Annotated in this window: 7 protein-coding genes; all 7 read right to left on the bottom strand. The window is 54.5% G+C overall.

Going from position 1 to position 3,972, the window contains the following annotated elements; genetic code table 11:
• The coding region (locus ACXJ5O_RS20745) for a hypothetical protein (protein ID WP_457301541.1) at window positions 1–227 on the bottom strand (227 nt) is incomplete at its 3' end.
• A gap of 186 nt (window positions 228–413) precedes the next feature.
• Window positions 414–791 carry a 50S ribosomal protein L7/L12 gene (gene rplL, locus ACXJ5O_RS20740; protein ID WP_112531268.1) on the bottom strand — a complete coding sequence of 126 codons (378 nt, stop codon included), beginning with the start codon at window positions 789–791 and terminating at the stop codon, window positions 414–416.
• Between the two features lie 47 nt (window positions 792–838).
• Window positions 839–1,357 carry a 50S ribosomal protein L10 gene (gene rplJ / locus ACXJ5O_RS20735; protein WP_112531269.1) on the bottom strand — a complete coding sequence of 173 codons (519 nt, stop codon included), beginning with the start codon at window positions 1,355–1,357 and terminating at the stop codon, window positions 839–841.
• A gap of 345 nt (window positions 1,358–1,702) precedes the next feature.
• Entirely contained in the window at window positions 1,703–2,401 is a 699-nt protein-coding gene (rplA, locus tag ACXJ5O_RS20730) for a 50S ribosomal protein L1 (RefSeq protein WP_112551524.1), read from the bottom strand.
• Between the two features lie 4 nt (window positions 2,402–2,405).
• Complete coding sequence (gene rplK, locus ACXJ5O_RS20725; protein ID WP_457301540.1) at window positions 2,406–2,834, bottom strand: 50S ribosomal protein L11; 429 nt, start codon at window positions 2,832–2,834, stop codon at window positions 2,406–2,408.
• Window positions 2,835–2,976: 142 nt separating this feature from the next.
• Window positions 2,977–3,507 (bottom strand): transcription termination/antitermination protein NusG, encoded by a 531-nt coding sequence (gene nusG, locus ACXJ5O_RS20720; protein WP_112531272.1) that lies wholly within the window; start codon window positions 3,505–3,507, stop codon window positions 2,977–2,979.
• Between the two features lie 37 nt (window positions 3,508–3,544).
• The gene (gene secE, locus ACXJ5O_RS20715) at window positions 3,545–3,745 is read right to left on the bottom strand and encodes a preprotein translocase subunit SecE (RefSeq protein WP_457301539.1); all 201 of its coding nucleotides are present in this window, start codon (window positions 3,743–3,745) and stop codon (window positions 3,545–3,547) included.
• Window positions 3,746–3,972: the final 227 nt, after the last annotated feature.

Genomic DNA, 3,972 nt, shown 5'->3' with positions numbered 1-3,972 from the left:
AATTCGAGCATGGAAGCACCCGAGAAATCCTGGATCGGGAAAACAGACTTGAACACAGCCTGCAGACCTTCATCCAGACGCCCGCCCTTGGGCTCTTCCACCATCAGAAACTGATCGTAGGAAGCTTTCTGAACCTCGATGAGGTTCGGCATCTCTGCGACTTCCGGAATCTTACCGAAAAACTTGCGTACGCGCCTACGACCATTGAAAGAATGGGTCTGAGCCATCGTCGCTCCTCGTCTTTATGCCAGAAACTGGCCTGTTTCTTAAAACCGCTCATGCGGCCCCGTGAACGGGACAAAACCCGTTTCCTGAAAGCATCGAAATTGCCGTCAGGAAAAGGGTTCAGTACCGGATTCCCCGAGGGGAGTAGTTGGCGGGCAGATCGCCCTGCCCGCCAATCAGTGCAAGGATTACTTGAGTTCGACCTTGGCGCCAGCTGCTTCGAGCTGTGCCTTGATCTTGTCAGATTCTTCCTTGTTAACGCCTTCTTTGACTGCCTTAGGAGCAGCTTCAACGAGGTCCTTGGCTTCCTTGAGGCCGAGACCGGTGATAGCGCGGACTTCCTTGATCACGTTGATCTTGTTAGGTCCGGCTTCGGTCAGAACGACGTCGAATTCAGTCTTCTCTTCAACTGCAGCAGCAACTGCACCACCGCCGGCAGCGGCAGCAGCAGCAACCGGAGCAGCAGCAGAAACGCCCCACTTCTCTTCAAGAAGCTTCGAAAGTTCAGCTGCTTCGAGAACAGTCAGGTTGGACAGGTCATCTACGATCTTTGCGAGATCAGTCATTTTGGTATTCCTTTACAAGGTTCGATATATTGACAGCGAGAACGGCCTTATGCCGCTTCGTCCTTCCGGGCATAGGCGCCAAAAACGCGGGCAAGCTGAGCTGCCGGTGCGTTGACGACCTGAGCAATGCGAGAAGCCGGTGTCTGGATCATACCAACCAGCTTTGCGCGCAACTCGTCGAGAGATGGAAGTGCGGCAAGTGCCTTTACCCCATCCGGGTCGAGAGTTGTTGCTCCCATCGAACCACCGAGGATGACGAGCTTTTCGTTACCCTTGGCAAATTCAATGGCGATCTTTGGTGCCGCTATCGGATCGTTGGAATAAGCAACGAGTGTCTGACCTGTGAACAGGTCAGCGATGCCTTCCGAATCCGTGCCCTGAAGAGCGATCTTGGCAAGGCGGTTCTTCGCGACTTTAACGGTGCCACCAGCATCACGCATCTTCGAGCGAAGATCGCTCAGTTGCGCAACGGTGAGACCGGTATAGTGGGCCACGACAACTGAACCAGAGTCCTTGAAGACCCCATTCAGCCACGCGACGAATTCGCGCTTTTCCGCTTTTTCCACTGTCTCTCTCCATTTGGCAGAAACGCGAGATTGCGTCACTGCCGGGTTGCCTTTTGCTGCAAGACTTCAGTCCGAAGACCGAAAACACACAGCACTTGAGGATCCTGTCCCCCCTGCTTCGCCGAGATCGGCTGCAAGCGAAAGGCAACTACGGTTCGAACCTTGTTCATCGGGCTAAGCCCTTTAACCAAAGTTTTTCCACGTCTCATGCGGGTTCTGACGAATTAAGGCGAACCACCCGCAATCTCGGACAGGATAACCGGACTTACATCCGGTTATCCAGGCCCCGAAGGGCCTGGAATTCTTTTCGTTTCAAACAGCTAAGCTTGAAACTTCAACCAACACTTACGCGATGCGTACTGTTGCTGGATCGATCTTTACGCCAGCACCCATCGTCGAGGAAATCGCTACGCGCTTGACGTAGTCACCCTTGGCGCCAGTCGGCTTTGCCTTGGTGACGGCATCGGCGAATGCCTTAATGTTCTCTTCCAGCGCCTTCGCATCGAAGGATGCCTTGCCGACGCCGGCGTGAATGATACCGGCCTTCTCGACGCGGAACTCGACTGCACCGCCCTTGGAAGCCTTCACGGCAGCCGTAACATCCGTCGTAACCGTGCCAACCTTCGGGTTCGGCATCATGCCGCGCGGGCCGAGAACCTTACCGAGACGGCCAACGAGCGGCATCATGTCCGGTGTCGCAATGCAGCGATCGAAATCGATCTTGCCGCCATTGACGATCTCGAACAGGTCTTCCGCACCGACGATATCTGCACCGGCAGCCTTGGCTTCATCAGCCTTCGGACCACGAGCAAATACGGCGACGCGAACTGTACGGCCGGTGCCATTCGGCAGATTGACGACACCGCGAACCATCTGGTCCGCATGGCGAGGGTCAACGCCGAGGTTCATTGCAACTTCGATCGTCTCGTCGAACTTGGCAACAGCACGCTCCTTGACCATGGCAATCGCCGAGGTCAGGTCATACAGCTTGTTACGGTCAACGCCTTCACGAACTTTCGCTACACGCTTTGATAGTTTTGCCATCGTCTTAGCCCACCACTTCCAGGCCCATCGAACGGGCAGAACCTTCAACCATGCGCATGGCGGCTTCAACGTCCGCTGCGTTCAGGTCTTTCATCTTCGCCTGAGCGATTTCACGCACCTTGTCGCGCGAGATCTTGCCGGCAACGACCTTGCCTGGCTCTTTCGAACCGGACTTCAAGTTTGCGGCCTTCTTGAGGAAGTAAGACACCGGCGGCGTCTTCATCGCAAATGTGAACGACTTGTCCTGATAATATGTAATCAMGACCGGAATGGGTGAACCCTTTTCCAGCTCCTGCGTGGCCGCATTGAAGGCCTTGCAGAATTCCATGATGTTGATGCCACGCTGACCAAGCGCCGGTCCGATCGGCGGGGACGGTGTTGCCGATCCTGCCGAAACCTGCAGCTTGAGCTGGCCTGCTACTTTCTTAGCCATAACTTCCTGCCTTTAATCAAAGTGCCGGATAACCGGCGGTTGCAGTTTGGTGGTGCGGATCGAAAGCCCGGCTAAAGGCTGCCTTACCTCCCACCATGTTTGCCGCTGACGCAGCAGGCGGCTTCAGAGAGCCGCCGATTGATCAGACTTTTTCAACCTGACCAAATTCCAGATCGACCGGCGTGGCGCGGCCAAAAATCGAAACCTCGACCTTGAGGCGCGAACGCTCTTCGTCGACTTCCTGTACAGTGCCGTTGAACGAAGCGAACGGACCATCGGCAACGCGAACACTTTCGCCAATCTCGAACGAGATCGAAGCTTTTGGACGCTCGACACCTTCCTGAACCTGCATCAGGATGCGGTCGGCTTCCTTGTCGGAAATCGCAATCGGCTTATTGTCCGAACCGAGGAACCCCGTCACCTTCGGTGTGTTCTTGATCAGATGATAGGCATCATCCGTCAGATCGGCACGAACCAGGACATAACCCGGGAAGAACTTGCGCTCGGCATCGACCTTGCGGCCACGGCGCACCTCGACCACCTTTTCGGTCGGCACGAGAATCTTCTCAAAAAGATGCGACAGACCCTTCTGTCTAGCCTTTTCTTCGATCGACTCGGCGACCTTCTTTTCAAAGTTCGAATAGGCGTGAACGATATACCAGCGCGCGGTCATTGCTATTTCCCAATCCYGATTTTCTTGTCAGCCTGCGTTAACGACCAAGACCGAGAATCATATCGATTCCGTATKCCATCAACTGATCAGCTGCGAAAAAGAAAATCGCAGCAAAAAACGCCATTACCATCACCATCGCGGTGGAAATGAGCGTTTCGCGACGCGAAGGCCATGTGACCTTTGCGGTTTCAGCGCGCACTTGCTGAAAAAAAGTTATTGGATTCGTTTTGGATGCCATTTACCGCTCGTGCATGTCATGTTGCTGTAAACATGCTGTGCTGCAACTTAAACAACACCATCTGTCCACACCATTGCGGCCCGTAAAGCTGATCGTTCAGCTCCACGCACCGCGTGTCTGTTAAGCCTACATAGAACCGATTCCGGTAAAACACAAGGCCCCCGGATTCGTTTCTTTCCAAACATCCGCCCATTGCACCATCCAATCGTGCACCGGCAGACTATGTG

The sequence above is a fragment of the Phyllobacterium sp. P5_D12 genome (genome assembly GCF_054049495.1).
The sequence above is the reverse complement of the archived record's forward strand: the minus strand, read 5'-3'. Positions and strand labels throughout refer to the sequence as shown.

What these genes read in the sequence shown, in the direction of transcription:
- rplL (WP_112531268.1), bottom strand. Translation starts at nt 791, where the DNA reads ATGACTGATCTCGCAAAGATCGTAGATGACCTGTCCAACCTGACTGTT.
- nusG (WP_112531272.1), bottom strand. Translation starts at nt 3,507, where the DNA reads ATGACCGCGCGCTGGTATATCGTTCACGCCTATTCGAACTTTGAAAAG.
- rplA (WP_112551524.1), bottom strand. Translation starts at nt 2,401, where the DNA reads ATGGCAAAACTATCAAAGCGTGTAGCGAAAGTTCGTGAAGGCGTTGAC.